Source organism: Gemmatimonas sp. (assembly GCF_027531815.1).
In the GTDB taxonomy this organism is placed as follows: Bacteria; Gemmatimonadota; Gemmatimonadetes; order Gemmatimonadales; family Gemmatimonadaceae; genus Gemmatimonas.
This window is the reverse complement of record NZ_JAPZSK010000006.1, coordinates 637092-656494: the sequence shown is the minus strand read 5'-3', so window position 1 is coordinate 656494 and position 19403 is coordinate 637092. Positions and strand designations below refer to the sequence as shown.

15 protein-coding genes are annotated in these 19403 nt (G+C 68.9%); 12 read left to right on the top strand and 3 right to left on the bottom strand.

The window, feature by feature from the left end:
• Positions 1-221: 221 nt before the first annotated feature.
• The 6 genes from O9271_RS10290 to O9271_RS10265 are packed head-to-tail and all read left to right on the top strand — an operon-like array spanning position 222 to position 6269.
• Complete coding sequence (locus O9271_RS10290) at positions 222-2204, top strand: hypothetical protein (protein ID WP_298269103.1); 1983 nt, start codon at positions 222-224, stop codon at positions 2202-2204.
• A 22-nt stretch (positions 2205-2226) separates the two neighbouring features.
• Positions 2227-2913: a hypothetical protein gene (locus O9271_RS10285; RefSeq protein ID WP_298269101.1), complete on the top strand. Its 687-nt coding sequence runs from the start codon at positions 2227-2229 to the stop codon at positions 2911-2913.
• A 54-nt stretch (positions 2914-2967) separates the two neighbouring features.
• Complete coding sequence (locus O9271_RS10280) at positions 2968-4008, top strand: proline iminopeptidase-family hydrolase (RefSeq protein ID WP_298269098.1); 1041 nt, start codon at positions 2968-2970, stop codon at positions 4006-4008.
• A complete protein-coding gene (locus O9271_RS10275; RefSeq protein WP_298269096.1) occupies positions 4005-4361 on the top strand; it encodes a hypothetical protein in 357 nt (118 codons plus the stop codon). Before O9271_RS10280 ends, O9271_RS10275 begins: the two co-directional genes overlap by 4 nt.
• A gap of 60 nt (positions 4362-4421) precedes the next feature.
• Positions 4422-5831, top strand: coding sequence for an NAD(P)/FAD-dependent oxidoreductase (locus O9271_RS10270; RefSeq protein ID WP_298269093.1), 1410 nt, complete (start codon positions 4422-4424; stop codon positions 5829-5831).
• A gap of 54 nt (positions 5832-5885) precedes the next feature.
• Positions 5886-6269: a YccF domain-containing protein gene (locus tag O9271_RS10265; RefSeq protein ID WP_298269090.1), complete on the top strand. Its 384-nt coding sequence runs from the start codon at positions 5886-5888 to the stop codon at positions 6267-6269.
• A gap of 73 nt (positions 6270-6342) precedes the next feature.
• On the opposite strand, the gene O9271_RS10260 is transcribed toward O9271_RS10265, so the two are convergent.
• Positions 6343-9555, bottom strand: a complete 3213-nt coding sequence (locus O9271_RS10260; RefSeq protein ID WP_298269088.1) for a hypothetical protein — start codon at positions 9553-9555, stop codon at positions 6343-6345.
• Between the two features lie 53 nt (positions 9556-9608).
• On the bottom strand, positions 9609-11864 hold the full coding sequence (locus tag O9271_RS10255) for a DUF5916 domain-containing protein (RefSeq protein ID WP_298269085.1): 2256 nt from the start codon (positions 11862-11864) through the stop codon (positions 9609-9611).
• Positions 11865-11939: 75 nt separating this feature from the next.
• On the opposite strand from O9271_RS10255, the gene O9271_RS10250 reads away from it, so the two are divergent.
• Entirely contained in the window at positions 11940-12440 is a 501-nt protein-coding gene (locus tag O9271_RS10250; RefSeq protein WP_298269082.1) for a paraquat-inducible protein A, read from the top strand.
• A 39-nt stretch (positions 12441-12479) separates the two neighbouring features.
• Here the strand turns inward: O9271_RS10250 and O9271_RS10245 are convergent, their stop codons facing one another.
• Positions 12480-13025, bottom strand: a complete 546-nt coding sequence (locus O9271_RS10245) for a hypothetical protein (protein ID WP_298269080.1) — start codon at positions 13023-13025, stop codon at positions 12480-12482.
• 57 nt (positions 13026-13082) lie between these two features.
• On the opposite strand from O9271_RS10245, the gene O9271_RS10240 reads away from it, so the two are divergent.
• From O9271_RS10240 to O9271_RS10220, 5 genes are all read left to right on the top strand, one after another.
• Positions 13083-14213 carry a DNA alkylation repair protein gene (locus tag O9271_RS10240; RefSeq protein WP_298269078.1) on the top strand — a complete coding sequence of 377 codons (1131 nt, stop codon included), beginning with the start codon at positions 13083-13085 and terminating at the stop codon, positions 14211-14213.
• A gap of 92 nt (positions 14214-14305) precedes the next feature.
• The gene (locus tag O9271_RS10235; RefSeq protein WP_298269076.1) at positions 14306-14794 is read left to right on the top strand and encodes a glutathione peroxidase; all 489 of its coding nucleotides are present in this window, start codon (positions 14306-14308) and stop codon (positions 14792-14794) included.
• Between the two features lie 93 nt (positions 14795-14887).
• Positions 14888-15487 (top strand): sigma-70 family RNA polymerase sigma factor, encoded by a 600-nt coding sequence (locus tag O9271_RS10230; protein ID WP_298269074.1) that lies wholly within the window; start codon positions 14888-14890, stop codon positions 15485-15487.
• On the top strand, positions 15484-16542 hold the full coding sequence (locus tag O9271_RS10225) for a FecR domain-containing protein (protein ID WP_298269072.1): 1059 nt from the start codon (positions 15484-15486) through the stop codon (positions 16540-16542). The genes O9271_RS10230 and O9271_RS10225 overlap by 4 nt, the downstream gene beginning before the upstream one ends.
• Positions 16543-16619: 77 nt before the next feature.
• Positions 16620-19334: a carboxypeptidase regulatory-like domain-containing protein gene (locus tag O9271_RS10220; RefSeq protein WP_298269070.1), complete on the top strand. Its 2715-nt coding sequence runs from the start codon at positions 16620-16622 to the stop codon at positions 19332-19334.
• The last annotated feature ends 69 nt before the right edge of the window (positions 19335-19403 follow it).

Here is a 19403-nt window from a genome sequence, read left to right as displayed (position 1 = left end):
TGAAGGCCTGCACCTTTCCCTGCGTCCCTGTCGGTGCTCCGCCTGTCTATGCCCGCAACGCTCCGGAAAGGTCCCATCCCCGTCCGACCGGCACCCGGCAGGGCCAGCCGGCGCCAGCGAGGGACGGGACCAGGGCGGCGTCTGGCGCGGCGCCATGAAACGCCGAATCGCCCCCCGACGTACGTTGAGTATTCGTGCGCATTCCACCCATTTTGAACGCCATGACCCTCTCCCTGACGCTCCTGTCTCGTGGCCGTGCCGGTATGGCGCTGGCCGCGCTGGCACTCGCCGCCTGCGGCCGTGCCCCCAAGCCCAGTACGGCTCCCTCGCCGGCCACCGATCCGCGCAACACGCTCAAGGCCGGCCTCTTCGACGCCGGTGAACTCGCTTCCAACATGCGTGTGCTTGCCAAGGTCCCGAGCCCCAAGGGATTCCTGGGTGAGACCAATTCGGATCTGGCGTTCACGGGCAACTACGTCATCCAGGGCAATTACAACGGCCCCGTGGTGTGGGACATCAGCAATCCTGCCCAGCCGAAACTCGTCGTGGCCTACGAGTGCCCGGCGTCGCAGAACGACGTCTCGGTGTACAAGAACCTCATGTTCATGTCCGCCGAAGCGATGAACGGCCGCGTGGACTGCAAGCCGGGTGGCGTGCGCGAAGCGGTGAGCAAGGATCGCGTGCGCGGCGTGCGCATCTTCGACATCAGCAACATCCGTGAACCCAAGCTCGTCGCCAACGTGCAGACGTGCCGTGGGTCGCACACCCACACGGTGCTCGAGGACCCGAAGGACAAGGAGAACATCTACATCTACGTGTCGGGCTCCTCGGCGATCCGCCCCAAGGGTGAGCTCGAGGCGTGCAGCAACATCGCGGCCGACAATCCCAACTCCTCGCGCCTGCGCATCGAAATCATCAAGGTGCCGCTGGCCGATCCCGCCAAGGCGGCCGTCGTGAATCGGGCGAACATCTTCTCGGGGCTCACGGCGCCCAAGAACCACGGGCCGTCGGACGCCGATCGTGAGGCCATGGAAGCGGCGAAGCGTCGCGGTGCCTTCGTGGCGTTCATCCCGAGCATCGGTGTGGAGTTCGAACTGCCGCCGCAGATGGTGAAGCCGGTCATCGACAGCGTCATGAAGGCGCGTGGTGCCACGACGGCCTCGGCCGCTGACACGGCCGCTGCCCGTCCGGTGGTGGACGGTATGGTGAAGCGCATGCTCGCGATGCAGGGCATGGGCGAGAACACGACCGGCAAGGTCAGCGAGACGTCGCAGTGTCACGACATCACCGTCTACCCGTCGCTCGGCCTCGCCGGCGGCGCGTGCGAAGGTCATGGCCTGCTGCTCGACATCAGCAACCCGGTGAACCCGGTGCGTCTCGATGCCGTGGCCGACTCGAACTTCGCCTACTGGCACTCGGCCACGTTCAACAACGATGGCACCGCGATGCTCTTCAGCGACGAGTGGGGTGGCGGTGGCGGCCCGAAGTGCCGCCCGGGTGACAAGCCGGAGTGGGGCGCCAACGCGATCTTCGACATCGTCACCGATCCCGCCAGCGGCCGCAAGTCGCTCAAGTTCCGCAGCTACTACAAGATTCCCACGTACCAGACGTCGAACGAAAACTGCGTGGCGCACAATGGGTCGCTCATCCCGGTGCCGGGGCGCGACATCATGGTGCAGAGCTGGTATCAGGGCGGCATCTCGGTGTTCGACTGGAGCGATCCGGCGAAGCCGTTCGAGATTGCCAGCTTCGACCGCGGCCCTGTCGACGGCACGCGCATGGAGATGGGCGGCTCGTGGTCGGTGTACTGGTACAACGGCCACATCGTGAGCTCGGAGATTGCGCGCGGTCTCGATGTTGCCGAGCTGGTGCCCAGCCGGTTCCTCACTCAGAACGAGATCGACGCGGCCAACACGGTGAAGTGGAACGAGCTCAACGCGCAGGGGCAGCCGAAGATTTCGTGGCCGCCCAGCTTCCCGCTTGCCAAGGCGTTCACCGACCAGTTGGAGCGGAAGGGGTGTGCGGCGCCGGCGGTGAGTGCGCTGCGTTCGCAGATCGCGGCGGCCGAGAAGGCGAGCGGGGCGGCGCGCAACAGTGCGCTCGACGCGGCGGTGACGGCGGCCGAAGGGGCGCGTGGTTGCGACGGCAAGAAGACGGACCTGCTCAAGAAGGCGCTGCAGGATCTCCGCTCGCCGGCCATGTGATGTACAGGACGAGGGCGGCCCGATGAATGACATGCCGGACGGGCCGCGCCTCGTCACGCGTCGTACCCAACGTACGGCCCGCTACGCCGTGCTCGGCGTTCCCGTCGAGTCGGCGCAGTGTATCTGGTTCGTGTTGCACGGGTATGGCCAACTGGCCACCCGATTCATCCGCAAGTTCGCCGGGGCTATCCCGGCGAACACGTGCGTGGTGGCGCCCGAGGCACTATCGCGGTTCTACGCCGAAATGCCACGCGTGGACGGGGGGCATCTGCAACGAGTGGGTGCCACCTGGATGACCCGGGAAGCGCGCGAGGACGACATTGCGGACACCCTCTCGTGGCTCGACCTGGTGTACCGCGACGTTACGTCGCAGGCGTCGCCGGCGGTTCGCGTGGGGGTGCTGGGCTTCTCGCAGGGGGTGGCCACCGCGACCCGCTGGATTGCCAGCGGCGCGGTGCGCCCCACGGCCTTCGTGGCGTGGGCCGGCCGCCCGGCGCACGATGTGCCCGATGCGCTTCTCGCGGCGGCGCTGGCGAACGCCGTGGTCACGTTTGCCTGTGGTGACGCCGACGAGTTCCTGAACGCCCAACAGCAACGGGACGTCGTCGACATGCTGCAGCGGGTGCAGCCGCACGCGACGATGGCGTCGTTCTCCGGTGGCCATCAGCTCGATGGCCCGCTGCTGTCGAGCTTGCTGACGCTGCCTTAGCGCGAGGTGCCGGGGGACTCGCCGGAAGGGTAGCCCGCAGGATAGCTTCGCGGCATGTCGCTCTCCACGCTCCCGCCTGCGCGCACCACGTCCGGACGACTGCGCGCCTTGCTGCTCCCTGCCGCAGCCGCTGCCAGTGTCGTCTTCCAGGCCTGTGCCACCGGACGCGAGCAACTCGCCGACAGCACCGCCTCCGCCGCGCTGACAGATACGCTCCCCTGGTCGGAGGGAATGATCGATGTCCCGGGTGGCCGCGTGTGGTACCGGCGCATCGGCAGTGGTCCTGGGACGCCGCTGCTCGCCCTGCATGGGGGGCCAGGTGGGACCTCCTGCCGCTTCGAAACGCTCGCCCCGCTGGCTCGCCAGCGTCCGGTGATCTTCTACGACCAGCTTGGCTCCGGCCGCTCCGATCACCCCAGCGACACCTCCCTCTGGCATATGGCGCGCTTCGTGGCGGAGTTGGACGCCGTGCGGCGGGCGCTGGGTCTCGAGCAGGTGCACCTGTTGGGGCATTCGTGGGGCGGAGCCCTCGCGGCCGAGTACATGGCGGCCGCCAAGCCGACCGGTGTGGTGAGCGTGATCTTCAGCAGTCCGCTCATCGACACGCCGCGGTGGATTGCCGACGCCGATTCCCTGCGGGCCCAGCTGCCGACGGCAATTCGCACCGTACTCGACGAGGAGGAGCGCAAGGGCACGCTCGACTCGCCGGCGTATCGGGCGGCCACCGATTCGTTCTATGCCCGCCATGTGCGTCGCCTGCCGGTGGCAGACGAGCCGCGGTGCGCCGGCGTGGCGAGCAACGACACCATCTATCGTCAGATGTGGGGGCCTACCGAATTCCTGAGCACGGGGAGTCTGCGGCAGTGGAGCCGCGCCGCCGATCTCGCCGACATCACCCAGCCCACGCTGTTCGTGGCGGGAGAATTCGACGAAGCGCGCCCCTCCACGTTGGAGGAGTTCCGACGCACGATGCGTGATGCGCAGCTGGTGGTGATTCCCGGGGCCGCGCACGCGGCCATGCGCGAACGCCCGGCGGAGTATGTGGCGGCGCTCGACGCGTTCCTCGCGCGGGTGGAGCGGCGGCCGGCCCCGTGACGGATACGGTGCCGACGAATCTGACGCGGCTCACCTTGCCCGCCCTGGTGGCGCAGTGGGCGCGCATTGTGGACTATGTGGCGCGCCATGATGTGGCGACGCACGATCTCGCGGCCGACCTGCAGGTGCGACACGAGATCGCGCAGCGGCTGCGGGCGAAGCCCACGACGCTGGAAACGCGCGAGCTGCTGGCCGAGCTGGACGAGCACTTTCGCGCGGCCACGACGGAGTCCGCCGACTGCGTGCTGGGGGCGGACCATGCTGCGGCGTCGGGGTGGAGCGCGGGGCGGGAGTGGTATATGTGGCGGCGTGTGGCGGGGCGGGGGGATCACAAAGCTGCTCTCGGCGGATGACCTTGTGAAACTTTTCACAAATGGCGAGCGTACGGATACCGTACCCATCCCGGAGCCGTCATGCCGCACCGCACCACCAATCGCCCTGCTGATACCATCGCCGTGGACGGCGGAAGCGCGACGCGTGGCATTCACCATTCGCTGACCGCCACCGGTACGCATCGCACCGACCCGCGGCCGCACGTGGTCATCATTGGCGGGGGATTCGCTGGCCTGTCGGCGGCGCGCGCGCTCGCCAATGCACCGGTGCGCATCACGCTGCTCGACCGCACCAACCACCACCTCTTTCAGCCGCTGCTGTACCAGGTGGCCACGGCGGTGCTCAATCCGGCCGACATCAGCGTGCCCATTCGCTGGCTGTTGCGCAACCAGCAGAACGCCACGGTGGTCATGGCGGAGGTCGATCGGATCGATCCGCAGGCCCGGACGGTGTCACTCGACAGCGACACCGTGCGGCTGTCCTTCGACTACCTCGTGGTGGCTGCCGGCGCCCGTCACGCCTACTTCGGGCACCCCGACTGGGAGGCGCATGCGCCGGGGCTCAAGAGCGTCGAGGACGCCCTCGAAATGCGGCGGCGCTTCCTGCTGTCGTTCGAGGCCGCCGAGCGGGCGAGCGCGGCCGGGGAGCGCGACGCGCTGCTTACCTTCGTCATCGTGGGGGGCGGGCCCACCGGCGTGGAGCTGGCCGGGATGATTCCCGAAGTCACGCATCATGCCCTCACCGGCGAATTCCGGCGTATCGACCCGCGGCAGGCACGGGTGCTGCTGCTGGAGGGGGGGCCGCGCATTCTGCCGGCCTTCCCCGAGGAACTCTCCGCGCAGGCGCAGCGTGATCTCGAGTCGCTGGGGGTCGAAGTGCGCACCCGCTGCGTGGTCACGCAGGTGGACAGTGACGGCGTAGTGGCCGGCGGTGAGCGCATCGACGCGCACACGGTGTTCTGGGGAGCCGGAAACCAGGCGTCACCACTGGCGCGTCAGCTGGGCGTGGCGCTCGACCGTGCGGGCCGGGTGGTAGTCAATCCCGACCTCAGCGTGCCGGGACGTCCGGAAATCTTCTGCGTCGGAGACATGGCGGCGACCACCACCGCTGACGGCGCGCCGGTGCCGGCCGTCGCGCCCGCCGCGAATCAGATGGGTGAGCTGGCCGGGCGCAACATTGCGCGTCACGTCGCCGGCAGCGCCACGTCGCCGTTCCGCTACGTCAACAAGGGAGACCTCGCCACCATCGGCCGGCACAAGGCGGTTGCCGTGATCGGAGGTGTCCGCTTGCGCGGGACGTTCGCGTGGCTCACCTGGCTATTCGTGCACGTGTTGTATCTGGTGGGCGTGCGCAACCGCGTCAGCGTGGTCGTGCAGTGGGCGTATCAGTACTTCACGTTCCAGCGCGGCGTGCGCCTCATCACCGGCACCACCGTGCATCGCCTGCTGAAGGCCAGCCGCGCCGCGCACGAGAAACGCCGGGTGGCCTGAGGCATCGCGCCCGCACGGACGAAACTGTCGCGTCTGCGGTCGCGTACGGACAACATGATCTTCCTCGTCAACCTGCTCTGGTTCGTTTGCGGTGGCTTTCTCGCGTGGCTGGGATGGATGCTCGCGGGGGCGGCGCTGGCCATCACGGTGGTCGGGCTGCCGTGGGCGTTCGCGGCGTTCCGCATCGCGCCGTTTGCCGCCTGGCCGTTCGGCCGTACGCTCGTGGATGCCCGCGAGGTGGGCGAGGGGCGCATCGTGGGCACGGGCATCGCCAACGTGCTCTGGATCATCTTCGCCGGCTTCTGGCTCACGCTCGCGCACATCGTGGCCGGCATCTCCCTCTGCCTCACCATCATCGGCATTCCCTTCGGCCTCGCGCACTTCAAGCTTGCCGAGGTGAGTTGGGCGCCGCTGGGCAAGCGCATCGTCGACCGCTGAACCGCGCCGGGGACCGCTCACTGTCGAGCGATCCCCGGCTGCTGGTGACGCGATGCCGCTTACGCGATGCCGCTTACGGGATGATCGTCCGTGCGGGGAGCGCAATGGCGCCCAGCTTCAGCTGACTCGCGGCGGCGTTGAGTGCCGGAATGTCCTTGTTGAGGATCTCGGTCCACTGCGCGCGCAGCACCGCCCAGCGGGCGTTGAGCTCCTGCAGCCGTTCCCCGGCGCCACGTGTGGGCTTCCCGTCCACGCCGCCATTGATGTAGCCGTTGGTGCCGGTGAGGTTGCCGTACAGCTCCGCCCACTGGTTGTCCAGCATGCCGGCAAAGCGAATCGGATCCTGGCCGCTCTTGCTCCGGACCTGCGTGAGCTGCACTTCGAGCTGCGTCAGCTTGCGCGCGAGTGAGTCGGCGAGGGCCGCGAGCGCCGCCTCGCTCCCCGCGCGCGTGGCGGCGGCCATGAGCGCCTCCCGCTGCCGCTGCACGTCGCGCAGGTCGCCAAGCGTGGTGTTGAGCGTGTTCATGGAATCGCGCACCTGGCTGGCGAGCCGATACTGCTCGGCATAGTCGGCCGCCGTGATATGCGGCAGCCGCGGGTCGGGGAGCACCTGAAAGGCCTTGCGCATCGTCACGCCGTTGGCGGTGAGCACGGCCTCGTAGCGTCCCGGTGGCGCCTTGACGCCGCCCAGATACCCCCAGGTGACCACCCCTTCCACGCGCTGCGGGCCGGGGTAGGTGATGTCCCACACCACGCGGTGCAGCCCGCGGCGAACGGGGAGCCGTGCCGTCTGGGCCGCACGGGCGGCCGCCGAATCCGACGAAAAGCGCTGCACGATGCGCTGTGCCGCGTCGACGATGTCGAGCGTGACCGGCGCCGTGGCCTCGCGTCCCAACCAGAGGTGAATGGCGGCCCCGCGATCGGCGGCATCAGGCACCTCCGGCACCGGATCGAAACTGTCGCCACCGCGCTGGGCGCGCACGAAATCGCTGGGCGTGAACAGGTGGGCTGCCGACGCCACGATGGAGGCCGAGAGTTCACGCAGCGGGGCCAGGTCGTCGATGATCCACAGCGCGCGTCCCTGCGTGGAGATCACGAGATCGTCGTGCCGTGCCTCGAGATCGGCGATGGGAGTGATGGGCAAACGCCCCGGCATGGGCTGCCATGCCCCGCCGCCATCGAACGACACGAACAGGCCGTACTCCGTGCCGGCATAGAGCAGCGAGGCCACCTTCGGGTCTTCCGCCACCGAGCGCAGCGGGTAGTCCGCCGGGATGCCGTTCGTACCCGTCGTGAGGCGGGTCCAGCTCTTCCCGTAGTCGTCCGTGCGCCACAGATACGGCCGGAAGTCGTCGAGGCGATAGGCCTGCACGGCCACGTACGCGCGCCCCGGTCGGTGCGCAGACAGGGCGATCTCCTCCACCGTCCCGTACTGCGGCATGCCGGGCGGCGTGATGTCGTTCCACGACGAGCCGCCGTCGCGCGTGATGTGCACGCGGCCGTCGTCGGTACCGGCCCACAGCGTGCGCGCATCTGCCCGGTCCTCGGCCAGCGCAAACACGGTGTTGAAGATCTCCACGCCGGTCACGTCGTTGTTGATCGGCCCGCCGGCGGCCTGCTGATGCTGCGGCGTGTTGGTGGTGAGATCGGGGGAGATCCGGTCCCACGTCAGGCCCGCGTCCCGCGTGCGCAACACGTACTGCGCGCCGTGGTACACCACCTGCGCGTCGTGACGTGACACGAGAATGGGCGCCACCCACTGGAAGCGATACGTGAGATCCTTGGCCGCCTGACCGAGCTGCAGCTGCGGGTACACGATGACGTTGCGGCGCTCGTCGGTGCGCGTGTCCCAGCGGTTGATGGCGCCACCGTAGCAGCCACCCCAGATCACGTCGGGGGCATCGGGGTGCAGCGCCACGGGGCCGGTTTCACATCCGGCGGCGTACCGGTAGTCGGCAAACGGATGCACCGAGTTCGACGACGACCAGCTGGGCACGCTGATCGCATTGTTGTCCTGCTGCGCCGTGTACACCCGATAGGGGAAGCGATTGTCGGTGATGACGTCGTAGAACTCGGCCGTAGGCTGATTCCAGTAACTGCTCCAGGTGCGGCCACGGTTGAGCGAGACCTGCGCGCCGCCGTCGTCGGCGACGATCATGATGCGCTTGTCGCCCGGATTGATCCACAGGTCGTGCACGTCGCCGTGCGGCACATCGATGGGGGTGAAGGTCACGCCGGCATCGATGCTGCGATAGAGTGACGTGTTGAGCGCGTACACGACGTTCTCCTCCATCGGGTCCGCGCGCACGTGCGTGTAGTACCAGGCGCGCTGACGCAGCTTGTTCTCGCTGTTCGTACGCGTCCAGCTGTCGCCGCCGTCATCGCTGCGATACACGCCGCCCTGCGGTTCGGCCTCGATGATGGCCCACAGCCGTTGCGGGTTTGCCGGCGACACCGTGAGACCGATCTTGCCGGTGAGTCCCGTGGGGAGTCCCCCGCTGAGCTTCTTCCAGCTGTCGCCACCATCCGTGGAACGCCAGATCCCTCCCTCGCTCGAGCCGGAAATCATCGTCCACGGCTTGCGCTCGGCGCGCCACATGGCCGCATAGAGAATGCGGGGGTTGCGCGGGTTCATCGCGAGGTCGACGGCCCCGGTGGAGTCGTTGAGGTACAGCACCTTCTCCCACGAGCGGCCGCCATCCTTCGTGCGGAAGATCCCGCGCTCGGCATTGCGACCGAACGGTCGACCGAGGACGGCGGCATACGCCACATCGGCATTCTGCGGGTGCACCTGGAGGCGGCCGATCTGGCCGGCGTTCCGCAGACCGATGGCCTGCCAGCTGCGCCCGCCGTCGGTGGAGCGCCATGCACCGCGGCCCATGGAGGTGTTGCCGCGTACGTCCACCGACCCCTCGCCCACGTACACCACATTCGGATCACCCGGCGCGACCGCCACGCTGCCAATGGCGCCGCCGAAGAATCCGTCGGAGACGTTGCGCCAGGTGGCCCCCGCGTCGTCGGTGTGCCAGAGGCCACCGCCCGTGCTGCCCATGAAGAAGGCATGCGGCTGGCCGGGTACACCCGACACGGCGGTCGAACGGCCACCGCGGAACGGCCCGAGCAAGCGCACCTTGAGCCCCTTGAGGGCGGTGGTGTCGAGGGCGGCGGAGACGGCGGCGGACGCTGTCGTGGCGGGTGTCGTACGCGCAGTGCGCTGCGCGTGTGCGGCGTGCGGCCACGACACCAGCGTGGCGACCAACAGGAAGCGCGACAGGGAGCGGGGCATGAGGGCGAACGGAGACGGGGAAAAGGGAGCGATGGCCAGCGCCACCGCGCAGGTCAGAGCTGTCCCAGCCAGGACAGCTTCACGATGAGGGAGCGCGCCAAGGGGGTATTGCCACCCTGCACGGCCTGCCGGTCGTTGTAGACCACGTACAGGAACGAGAGCGGGAGAAACTCCCAGCTGAAGCGGGCGTTGAGCGACGCGCGTTCGGCCGCCGTGTTGTACTGGTAGAACGCACTCCACTGCACGCGCGGATTGAGGAACACGCGCAGCTCCGGCCCTGCGAGGTGCGTGGTGAACGCGGAGTCGCGGGTGCCCAGGCTGCGCAGCCGGTTCACCTCATAGCTCGCCCGCAGCGAGACGTAGGGATTGGGTGACCAGCGCCCCGCCACCTCGACGCGGTTGAGCGCCCCGTCGAAGAAGGCGCCCGTGGAGGCCGTGAGCGTGGCCGCCAGCGGGGCGCTCTGGTCGCTGCGCGCGCTGAGCCCCGCCCGGACGTAGTCGTACGATCCGGGGGCGATGCGCACGTTGGGGAAGAGCGGCACCGCGACCGTGGGGCGCTGCACGTTGTGCTCGATGGACGGGGTGATCGTGGCGCCGTTGCGAAAGAGCACCTCGCCCGAGTAGGTGAGGTTGGATTCCTGCAGCGCGCCCGACTGCGGGTCGTTGAAGGCGATGCCGTTGGGGCCATGCCGCAGCCACACCACCGCCGGTGGCAGCCACGTCGGCTGCATCGTCCACGTGGCGAAGGGATTGGTCATGAGCACGTCGGGGCGCGAGACGAAGCCCATTTGCGGGTTGTAGTCGCGGGTGACCACGGCACCAAGGATGCCGGCCAGACTGGTATTGGTGTTGCGGGTGATGCCGTACGTGCCCGCAAAGCCAGTGCGCCCGTTTTCGTTCGACGCCGACACCATGCCGGTGAACTGCACGAGCTCCCCGATGCGCGTAAGCGCATCCATGGCCACGACCACGTTGCGTCGCGACACCACGTCGAGATCCGCATCGAGGGCATCACCATCGCGCAGCGCCGCCGTGGCACCGATGCGGGTGGCGCGGCCGAAGAAGCGGCTGCCACGCATCACCCCGAAGGTGGTGGCTCCCTGTGCGCCCAGCGCCGACTGTCGCATGGCCAGGGCGCCCGCGGTGGTCTTGCCGGTGCGATAGGCGTAGCGCACACCGGCATCGATGGGCTGCGGGGTGCCGTCCTCCCCCAGCCCGATGCGTCGCGTGAAGAAGGGTTGCACGAAGTAGCGGCCCGAGACGCCACCGATGCCACCGATGGTGCCGGCGCCCAGGCCACCCGCGTTCAGCAGGTCGGCGTTCTCGAGGAAGAACTGCCGGCGCTCAGGGAGAAAGACGTTGAAACGGGTGAGATTGACCACCTGGCGGTCCACATCGGCCTGCGCGAAATCCGTGTTCACCGTGGCCTCCAGCAGGCTGTTGGCCGTGGGTGCCCAGATGATCTCGCCACCCACATCGCCGGTCTGGCCATTGAAGGCCCGCGCCGTGCGATCGGTCACGCTCGTGCCGAGCACATACGGCCGCACGCGCACGTTGGTGCGCGGCGGCGGAGGCTGAATGGAGTCGAGCGCGCCGCCGTACGTGATGCGCCACGACGACAGTTGCCGCGGGTACGGCATCCAGGCGCTCCACTGCGCCACCCGACGCGTATTGCGTACGAAGTTGATGTCCCAGGTCGTGAGGCCGGGGGCATATCGCAGCGAGCGCCACGGAATGGAGAACTCGGCCACCCACCCGCTGTCGCTGCGTGTGGTGCGCACGCGCCAGAGTGCGTCCCAGTTGAAGTTGAACGCGTCTCCGCCGTCGAAGGCCTGCACATCGGCCTGCGAGCCGAGTGGCGTGGTGGAGAACTGCAGCACGGTGCGGCGATCGCCCAGCGGGCCGATGGTAATGCCGAAGACGTCGTTCTCGGGCGGCTCGAAATCACGACGGAGATCGGGCATGCGCAGTGACGAGAGTCCGGCGCTGTCGCGGTTGAACGCGCCTACGTAGAGGTTCTCGTCGTCGTAGAGCACCCGCACTTCGCTGGGATAGCGCGTGGTGGGGAGGAAGTCCGGGCGGGCCTGCGCGAAGTCGCCCCCCACCGGGGCGCGCCGCCAGTCTGCCTCGTCGAGACGCCCGTCGATGTTGAGCCTCCCCGTGGTGCGCCGCGCCACGAGTCGTTTGCGCGTGGCTTCGGTAGGTTCGGGGACGATGGACGTTTGCGCGCGCGCCGCCTGTGTCAGGGAGAGACTGCTCACGACGACGGCGAACACCAATGACCGGGTAGTGCGGGGGACGCGATGCATCTGCGCAAGCTACGGCCACCGGTGGCATTCGTCACGCGGGTGTTCAAGGTGCGGCCGGTGCGCTAGCCTTGTGCCATGTCCAAAAGGAACCTGCTTGCCGTAGCGCTGTCGCTGCTGTCGCTGGCCCTGCTGTGGCCCGGACTGGTGGAGCCGGTGCTCACGATTCGCGCCACCATCGAGCTGTTTGGCACGGAGCGGGAGCTCACCAACGAAACGCGCAGCGTGCTGGGCGCCATTCGCAGCCTGCACGAGTCGGGCAACGACTTCGTGGCGGGGCTCATTCTGCTCTTCAGTGTGCTCGTCCCGCTCACGAAGGCTGCCCTGCTGGTGCCCATCTTCGTGTGGCGGTCCACCCCGGTGGCGTACCGCCTCGCCCGCGTGGTGCAGGCAATCAGCAAGTGGTCCATGGCCGACGTTTTTGCCGTGGGCATGCTCATCGCCCTGCTGGTCGCCAAGGGGACCGCCAATCTGTCGGCAGTCGCGGGGCCGGGGTTCTACTTCTTCACGGCGTACTGCCTGGTCTCCAACGCGGCCTTTCAGGCGCTCAAGATCGACGAGCCGGTCACCGCGCGTTAGCGAGCGCCCCCGGGGACGGTGGCCTGTGTACCCTGTGGGCTACGGCGTGACGCGCCCCTTGGACTTTCCGGAGGCCGGCGGGGCGACGGCGGGTTTGCCCGGGAGCGCGCCCGGCGCGATGCGGAACTTGGCCACCGGCTGGCCGTCGAGGTTGACGAACCCCTCGATGGCACCGTTGGCGGCAATGGTGCCGCTGTGTTCCAGCAGCTTCCCCTCACCCGCTGTGACGCGGAAGCGCAGCGTGGTACCCTGGCGCACCACGTGGCTGATGGCGCCGGTGCCCTGACCCGGTACCATGGCGGTGCCGGTAATGGCGGGGGCGGTGCCGGTGAACTGGTAGCTCACGGGAACGACGATGGTACTGTCGCCAAGTTGGACCGTGGCCGTCCCCGCATAGCTGCCGGTTATGGCCTCGGCCGGCTCGCTGGCCGAGCCCTTCGAGCCGCCGCTGCCAGTGCCCGTTCGCGCACCGGCAGGTGCCGATGCCCGCGCCCCTTGCGCCTGCAGCTGGACCAGCGTCAGGGGGGTGCCTGGAGCGGTCGCGAGCAGGGCGGCGGCAGCAAGGAGGGGAAGCGTGTGGCGCATGCGCGGGGCGGGTGCGAGGCAACGGCGTTGAGACTGGCGCGATAAACTACACCACTCATGGCTGAACCGTTCAAGACCTTCATTAATGCGGATGTCGTGACCCGTGCCGCCGGTCACCTGGCCCGGCATGACCCCGGCTTCGACAGCCACGCGTTCTGCGCGGCTGTGGTGCCGCAATTGGCGGCGCTCGAACTCAAGGCGCGCGCCATGTGCATCGCGGATGCACTCGAACAGTATCTCGCCGCCGACTTCCATGACGCGGCCGCCCATCTTGAACGGGCGTTGCGGCCGCTCGAGGCGCCTCCCGGGACCGGGGGGCTGGATGGATGGTTCCTGTGGGGCGCCGGTGAGTTCGTGGCCCGGCGGGGCATGGCCCAGCCGGTGCGGGCGCTTTCCTGCCTGCGGGAGATCACCCAACGGTTCACGGCCGAATTCGCCATTCGCCCCCTGATCGCACAGCACCCCGCCCTCGTCTTCGACACCCTGCGACAGTGGGTGCACGACGACAGTGAGCACGTGCGCCGGCTGGTCAGCGAAGGGACGCGCCCGCGGCTGCCGTGGGGGCTGCAACTGCGCGACCTCATCGCCGACCCGTCTCCCTCGTTGCCGCTGCTCGCCGCGCTGCAGGACGATGCCAGCGAGTACGTGCGCCGCAGCATCGCGAATCATCTCAATGACATCGCGAAGGATCATCCGTTGGTGGTGGCCGCCTGGCTCGAACGACATCTGCCCGACGCCACCCCCCACCGGCGAGCCCTGCTGCGCCACGCGAGTCGGACGCTGGTGAAGCAAGGGTATCCGCCGGTTCTCGCCGTGTGGGGGCGAGCCGAACCGTTGCACGGAACCGCCACGCTCGAGCTTGCGCCTGCACACATCACGCTCGGCGACAATGTGGGGCTCACGATCACGCTCCGGTCGCAGGGCGGGGGACCGCAGGCGCTGACCGTGGACTATGTCGTGCACCACGTCAAGGCCAACGGACAGACGTCGGCCAAGGTATTCAAGGGATGGGAGACCCGACTGGAAGCGGGGCAGTTGCTCACCCTGCGCAAGCGCCACGCGGTACGGCCGATCACCACGCGTCGGTACTATGCGGGGGCGCATCGCGTGGTGGTGCAGGTCAATGGCCAGCCCGTTGCCGAGGGGGTGTTTCACCTCGCGATCGGGCCATCCGCCACGCCACAGTGAGCGTCAGGGCAGTGCCGCCACACGGCGGTGGTCGCCAGATTCCCGCTTGTCGCGCGTTCGTTTCCTGATCCGTCTGCCCGTTCCGGTTCGCCATGCCCCAGCTCTCCGATTTCTCGCTCGTGTCGCTCGACGGCGCCCCACTGCCCCTCAGCGCCTACAAGGATCGCGTGGTGCTGATGGTGAACGTGGCCAGCATGTGTGGCTTCACGCCGCAGTACGCGGGACTCGAGCAGCTCTGGCGCAACTACAAGGCGCGCGGCCTCACCGTCATCGGGTGCCCGTGCGACCAGTTCGGGCATCAGGAGCCGGGCAGCGAGGCGGAGATCGGGGCTTTCTGCAGCAGCCGTTACGACGTGACGTTCCCCATGTCGGCCAAGCTCGAGGTGAACGGCGACGGGGCCGACCCCCTCTGGCGCTGGATGCGCGAAGCGGAGCCTGGTGTGCTTGGGACCACCGCGGTGAAGTGGAACTTCACCAAGTTCCTGATCGGTCGCGACGGGCAGGTGATTGCCCGGTATGCGCCTACGGCCACACCGGAGTCGATCGCCAAGGACATCGAGACCGCGCTGGGCAGTCGCTGACGCGGTCGCCGGGTCGTCCGTAGGAAGACCGAAAGGGGGAACCACCCCGGTTGCATGGTCATTCAACCGATGTCGCGGGTTTCCTCTTCGTCCATGTCTTCTTCTCCCTCAGACGTACCGCCCGCTCAGGCCGCCGCCATTCGCGCCGGTGATGAGGACGCGTTCCGCCAGCTCTTCGATGCGCTGCACGGGCCGCTCCTTGGCTTCGCGTCGTCGTTCCTCAAAGATGACGCGGTCGCGCAGGATGTGGTTCAGGAGGCGTTCGTTCGCCTCTGGGATCGCCGGCAGCGTCTCGACGAGGAGATCCCCCTTCGGGCCTGGCTCTTCCGTACCGTGCGAAATCTCGCGCTCAACATTCGCCGCGACGACACCACCCGTGCGCGGTTGCTCGACGACCCCGCAGCGGTTGACAGTGCCGCCGCCCCCCGCGCCGCGGCGCTCCCCGATGTCGCCACCGAGGGAGCGGAGTTGCAGGACCGCGTCGCCGTGCTGGTGACTGAACTCCCCAACCGCCAGCGTGAAGCGCTGCTGCTCTCGCGCGTGGAAGGGCTGTCGCATGCCGAGGTGGCGGCGGCGATGGGGTGTGCCCCGCGCACGGTGAACAACCACCTGGTGGCTGCGCTCTCCACGCTGCGGCGGCGTCTCGCCGAGGTGGGCACGCTGGTGGCCTCGCTCTCGGTGTGGCTGCCATGAACCGGCCCAACGATGCCGACGCGGAAGCGTCCATGAACCCCGAGCTGTCGAGCATGCTGGAGGCGCGGCCCGATGCGCGGGAGTTGCACGCCGTGTACCGTGCCGTGCCTGCCACGCGGGCCCCGCTGTCGGTGGCCCAGCACGAGGCGGCATGGCAGCGCCTGCGGACTCGCCTGCATGACCCGGCACGGGCGCCGTACGTCGACGACGTGCGCGCACCGCTCGAATTGGTGCGCGACGAGGGGTCTGTTGGTCGCGTACCGGAGGCGCAGCGTACGGAGGTCATGCCGGCGGCACCGAGCGGTGTACGCGCACCGGCCTCGTCTCGAGGCCGGTGGGGGCGCTGGGCCGCCGCGGCGGCTTTCGCGGGAATGCTGGTTGGGGGTGGCAGCTGGGCTACCGGCAGCGTGACCCATGTGGTGCCCGCCGGCGGTGCGCCGCGCGCCGTGACGCTGGCGGAGGGGAGTACGGTATGGATGGCCGCGGGGAGTGAACTCTCCGTTCCCCGTCGCCTGGGATGGCCCGCTGCGCTGGCCTCCTCGACGCGTGAGGTGCGGCTGACCGGCGAGGCATTCTTTGTCGTGCAACGTGACGGACGCCCCTTCACCGTGCACACGGCCGACGCGCAGGTGCAGGTGCTGGGGACGCAGTTCGCCGTGCGCCGTGAGGCTGCCGGTGGCGTCACGCGAGTCGATGTGAGCGAGGGGCGGGTGGCGGTTGTCGCTGGCGCACAGCGAGTGGAACTCGGGGCCGGGGACGGCGTCACCGTGGGCGCGCGCACGTGGCTGCGCCGCAGTGTGACCCCCACGCGCGTGGCCACCTGGCGGACCGGCGGGCTGGCCGCGTTCGACGAGCCGCTCGGCGACGTGCTGGTCGAGCTGGGCCGCCGCTATGGCGTGCGCATCGAGCATGACGCCAACGTCGACGTGGCGGCAACGGTCTCGCTGGTGTACGCGAGCGCGCCGTCGGTGGATGTCGTGCTCGGTGACCTGTGCACCGCGGAGGGACTCGTGTTCGAGCGCACGAGTCGCGGGTATCGCATTACGCGCCCGTGAACGGGACGCGGTCGGCGGTGGTGATCACAGGACGTGTGCGGACGCGCCGAGGCGCGTCGGCATGTGCCGTGGCGGCCATGGCCGGTGCCCTTGTGTGGGCCGGGCGAGCGCCGACACTGCACGCACAGGACACGCGCCCCGGCGCCTCCGCCACACGCGCCCCGTCCCGCCTCTCCCTGGCGCTCATCAACGTCCCGCTCGTCGAGGCGCTGGAAACGCTGTCACGCCAGGCGCAGCTCAATCTCGTGTGGCAGGCGGTCACGCTGGGGCCGCGGGCCACCATGCGCATTTCCTGTCGGTTGGAAGACGTGCTCCCCGAAGAGGCCCTTGTCTGCGTGACGAGAGCCGCCGGTCTCGATTTCGTACGGCTGTCGTCGGGCACGTACGTGGTGATCGCCGGCGCCGAGCAACCGGCGGCGTGGGGCGCCTTTGCCGGTCGCGTATTGGATGCCGCGTCGGGTGAACCACTCCCGCAGGCGCGCGTGCAGCTGGCCGAGGTGCCTGCTGCCGTGCTGTCAGCCGACGACGGTGGTTTTGCATTTGCGCGGCTGCGCCCTGGCACGTACGAACTGCAGGTTCGCGCCGTGGGCTATCGCCCGTATCGTGCGACATTCGAGCTGCCGCCCAACGGGTCGCGACTTGTGCGGTTGCCGCTCGTGCGCAGCGAGGCCGTCGCGCGTCCCATCATCGTGAACGGGCTGCGCGCCGGCGCGTTCAGCGCCACGCTTGGATCGACGCTGGTGGCGGACAGTGTAGCGCGGCGGACGCTCATGGGGCCGTCGTTGTTCCTGCCCGGCGCGCCGGTCCCCCTGGGGCTTTCGCGGCGCGATGGAACGGCGGATCTGCACCTGCAGGGGGGGGATATCGGCGAGCATCCATGGCGTCTCGACGGCATCCCGCTCTACGATCTCACGGCGCTCTCGGGGCTGCTTGGTCTCGTTACGCCCGTCGCTATCGACGAACTCGCCGTTCGGCGCAGCGGATATCGCGCCACCGAGGGAAGCTTCGCCACCGGGGTCATCGACCTCAAGCACGCCGTGGGCGGCGAGTCGGCGGGCGGTGCGGAAGTGCACGTGGACCCCATTGCTGCATCGGGTCGCTGGTCGCTGCCGGTGACCGTGGGGCGCGCGCGTGGCACGGTGATGGTGGCGGGGCGCACGGGACTCTGGCAGTGGACCGCTCCCCCGGCCCTGACGCGCGCGCTGCGCCATTGGAGCGTGCCCGATCCCGTGCTGCTTTCGCGCTTCAGCGACTTCGGGGCGCAACCCGGCATGGCGGGGCTCGACGGGGCCGCGTTCAGCAGCAGTGTGGGTGACGAACGCGTCCGGCTGCACGATGTGCACACCGCCGGGCGTCTGCAGTTCGGCGTGGCGCACACGCTCTCGGCCTCGGCCTTCCTCAATGAGCATGGCGTCTCGTATGCAGGAGCGGCCGACGATGGGGCGGGGCGCATGCTGCGCACCGCCGATCGCTACGACAAGCGTACCGTGGGGGGGCAGCTGTCGCATGAGTGGCTGCTCGGTACACGGGTACGGCAGTCGGTGCAGTTGCGGGCGTCGCAGTACGATCTTGGCCACGGTGGCAGCATGGCCATGAATGCCGCACCACTGGCGGGGACCACGGCCTCCGAGAGCAATGCGCTCACCGAACTGGCGGCCTCGGGCGAGTGGCGCGTGCGCGGCGGGGCCCGTACCGACCTCACCTTCGGGGCGGAGGTCGTGCACAATCGCGCGCATCTCGACCTGTCCAATCGCGTGCTGCGGCCGCTCGCGTACAAGACGGTGGTCACTCGTGGCACCCTGGTGGCCGATGTGACTCGTCAGCTCTCCGCCACGCACTTCCTGGACGTGGGGATGCGCGTGACGCAGCTGCAGACGGGGCGGACGTACGCGGAACCGCGACTGGCGGTGCGCGGTGAACAGCGATGGGACGCGCGCACCTTCACCTGGCGCGTTGCGGGCGGCGGCTATCATCAGTTCGTCAATCAGTTCGATGTGGCGAGCACCATGCCGGTGGCCTTCGTGCCGAGTGTGCGCTTCTGGCTGCCCAGCGATGGCAACGCCCCCGTGGCGCAGGCGTGGCATCTGGCCGGCGAAGGCGCCTACGCACCGGCACCTGGCTGGGAGCTGCGCGGGGAACTCTATGCCCGGTGGCATCCCACACTCCCCATGTTCGACTACGGGGTGATGTACGGACCCGGCCTCACGCCCAACGTGCTGACCGACGCCGCGCAGTTCATCCGCCCCATGAGTGGGACGGCGTTCGGCGGCGGGGTGCGTCTGCTGCGTGAGGCCTCATGGCGCGGTAAGGCCATGCGCACCGAACTGGCATACGACGGGGGCTCGAGCGTCAGGCGTTATCCGTCGCGCTTCGACGATCGCCTGCAGCCCACCCCGTGGCTGGAGCCGCACCGTGTGCTGCTGGCCAGTGAAGTGAGCCCCGCGCGCGGGCTCGTCATGGCGGTCCGTACGCGCGGCGTGTGGGGACGGCCATGGGCATTGCGTCAGGTGTACTACGACCTGTTCGGCGCGGCACCCATGACGTCGCAACTGCCCGTGTCCATGCCGGGTGTCATGCGGCGCCCCGCGCTCATCGACGTCGACCTGGGGCTCACCTGGCAGCGCGAGGTGGGCACCACGCGCGTGGAGCTCGGCGCCAGCGTGCTGAACGTGATCGGCCGCAGCAACGTGCTCGACTACGGACTGCGGCGCGGTGCCGACGGCACGTACGCCATGGTGCCCCGCTTCCTCCCCATGCGCCAGCCGGCGCTGACGGTGCGGCTGCTGTATTGACCTGTTGGTGGAAACGATGCCGGGGTGCGGCGGGTTGGTCCGGTGCCGCTGGTCCTGTCTTCGATTCCA

Coding starts and splice junctions, on each gene's coding strand:
- O9271_RS10245 (WP_298269080.1), bottom strand. CDS start 13,025: ATGCGCCACACGCTTCCCCTCCTTGCTGCCGCCGCCCTGCTCGCGACC.
- O9271_RS10225 (WP_298269072.1), top strand. CDS start 15,484: ATGAACCGGCCCAACGATGCCGACGCGGAAGCGTCCATGAACCCCGAG.
- O9271_RS10235 (WP_298269076.1), top strand. CDS start 14,306: ATGCCCCAGCTCTCCGATTTCTCGCTCGTGTCGCTCGACGGCGCCCCA.
- O9271_RS10265 (WP_298269090.1), top strand. CDS start 5,886: ATGATCTTCCTCGTCAACCTGCTCTGGTTCGTTTGCGGTGGCTTTCTC.
- O9271_RS10270 (WP_298269093.1), top strand. CDS start 4,422: ATGCCGCACCGCACCACCAATCGCCCTGCTGATACCATCGCCGTGGAC.
- O9271_RS10285 (WP_298269101.1), top strand. CDS start 2,227: ATGAATGACATGCCGGACGGGCCGCGCCTCGTCACGCGTCGTACCCAA.
- O9271_RS10260 (WP_298269088.1), bottom strand. CDS start 9,555: ATGCCCCGCTCCCTGTCGCGCTTCCTGTTGGTCGCCACGCTGGTGTCG.
- O9271_RS10250 (WP_298269082.1), top strand. CDS start 11,940: ATGTCCAAAAGGAACCTGCTTGCCGTAGCGCTGTCGCTGCTGTCGCTG.
- O9271_RS10255 (WP_298269085.1), bottom strand. CDS start 11,864: ATGCATCGCGTCCCCCGCACTACCCGGTCATTGGTGTTCGCCGTCGTC.
- O9271_RS10240 (WP_298269078.1), top strand. CDS start 13,083: ATGGCTGAACCGTTCAAGACCTTCATTAATGCGGATGTCGTGACCCGT.
- O9271_RS10290 (WP_298269103.1), top strand. CDS start 222: ATGACCCTCTCCCTGACGCTCCTGTCTCGTGGCCGTGCCGGTATGGCG.
- O9271_RS10220 (WP_298269070.1), top strand. CDS start 16,620: ATGGCCGGTGCCCTTGTGTGGGCCGGGCGAGCGCCGACACTGCACGCA.
- O9271_RS10280 (WP_298269098.1), top strand. CDS start 2,968: ATGTCGCTCTCCACGCTCCCGCCTGCGCGCACCACGTCCGGACGACTG.
- O9271_RS10230 (WP_298269074.1), top strand. CDS start 14,888: ATGTCTTCTTCTCCCTCAGACGTACCGCCCGCTCAGGCCGCCGCCATT.